2 protein-coding genes are annotated in these 1,487 nt (G+C 43.6%); both read right to left on the bottom strand.

Going from position 1 to position 1,487, the window contains the following annotated elements; translation table 11 throughout:
• Positions 1-170: 170 nt before the first annotated feature.
• Positions 171-1,079: an IS3 family transposase gene (locus tag JQM81_RS13450; protein ID WP_070310171.1), complete on the bottom strand. Its 909-nt coding sequence runs from the start codon at positions 1,077-1,079 to the stop codon at positions 171-173.
• Positions 1,076-1,408, bottom strand: coding sequence for a transposase (locus JQM81_RS13445; protein ID WP_073113382.1), 333 nt, complete (start codon positions 1,406-1,408; stop codon positions 1,076-1,078). Before JQM81_RS13445 ends, JQM81_RS13450 begins: the two co-directional genes overlap by 4 nt.
• Positions 1,409-1,487: the final 79 nt, after the last annotated feature.

Here is a 1,487-nt window from a genome sequence, read left to right as displayed (position 1 = left end):
TGATATTGTCAATATTGGTTGACACATTTATCTCAAAGATATCACTGACTATGCAGCCAGGTCCAAAGATTGATAGTATCTCTGGCGCTTGATGATCGGAGGAAGCCCACCGTTAGCAGAGCTGATATTGTCAATATTGGTTGACACATTTATCTCAAAGATATCACTGACTATGCAGCCAGGTCCAAAGATTGATAGTATCTCTGGCGCTTGATGATCGGAGGAAGCCCACCGTTAGCAGAGCAGATCCTCCTGTTATTCCAGTAACTGATGAAATATCTCCAAATGAGAACCTTCAGTTCCTCTGTGGTCATAGTTTCCGTATTGTAGCGGTCATAGAGAAGCTCGCTTTTCATTCTGGCCCACATGCTTTCACATCGGGCATTATCATGGCACCTGCCACCAGCACTGTTCATGCTTTGAATAATACCGTATTTTGCCAGAGCCTTACGATAGGTTTCACTGGTATATTGTGTTCCTCTGTCAGAGTGTAAAATGGCGCCTCGCAGATTAGGATATGCAAGATAGGCATTATCCAGGGTATGCTCACACAAAGTTGCTTTCATGTTGGTTTCCATCGCCAGACCAAGGACACTGGAATCAAAGCAGTCAAAGATAGCTGAAACATACAGTTTTCCATCTTTAGCCTTGATCTCTGTGATGTCAGTTACACATTTTTCAAGTGGCTTATTGGATTTGAAATCTCGCTTCAGAAGATCATCCGATTTACGCGCTTCCCGATCAGCTCTGGTAATACCATTTGGCTTACGCTTTGGCCGATGGCTAAGGCCTATTTCATCCATAACCCTGTAGACAGTTCGCTCACTGGGGATTTTGAGCCCTTCCAGATTCTTAAGGAGAAGTGCCTGATACATGCGAATACGCCCATAGGTATCATTGCATTCATCCTCAGAATTAATCGCTCTCATAGCATCAGCGAGATCCTGATATTTCCAGGGACGATCTTTAATAGCAAGATATTTGTAAAAACCCTGGCGGCTGACACCGAGCATCCGACAATAGAATGAGAGTTTCCCCTTAATCACGCCGTCTTCCGTTTTTATGGCAATGAACTTCATTCTTTGGTTCTTGCTGACTTCCGACGGCTGGCTGCGAAAAAAGCACTTGCTTCCTCGAGAAATTCATTTTCCTCTTTCAGACGCCGGATTTCTTTATCTTGATCCTTAACGCGTTTGCGGAGCATCGCAAGCTCCTCAGCAAGACTCATCGCACTTTCTGGAGTATGTGCACCATCGCCAATATCCAATGTGCCTGCTCTAACTGCTTTCAGCCATGTATGGATAGTTCCCTCCGGGATACCTAATTCTTTAGCAGCTTTAGCACCACCTATTTCTTTTGCTAACTTAACTGCCTGTACTTTGTATTCATGGTCATATTTACGTGCCATTTTGAGTACCTCCTTATTCTCTTGATTCTATCATGAAATCCTTGAGAATAAGATGTCAACTTTTTTTATACCACACCAG

It is taken from the genome of Faecalicatena contorta (genome assembly GCF_021531895.1).
GTDB lineage: Bacteria > Bacillota > Clostridia > Lachnospirales > Lachnospiraceae > JAFBIX01.
This window is presented reverse-complemented; position numbering and strand designations above follow the sequence as displayed.

Bases quoted from the DNA above. Each gene is read 5' to 3' on its own strand.
- JQM81_RS13450 (WP_070310171.1), bottom strand. From the start codon at position 1,079: ATGAAGTTCATTGCCATAAAAACGGAAGACGGCGTGATTAAGGGGAAA.
- JQM81_RS13445 (WP_073113382.1), bottom strand. From the start codon at position 1,408: ATGGCACGTAAATATGACCATGAATACAAAGTACAGGCAGTTAAGTTA.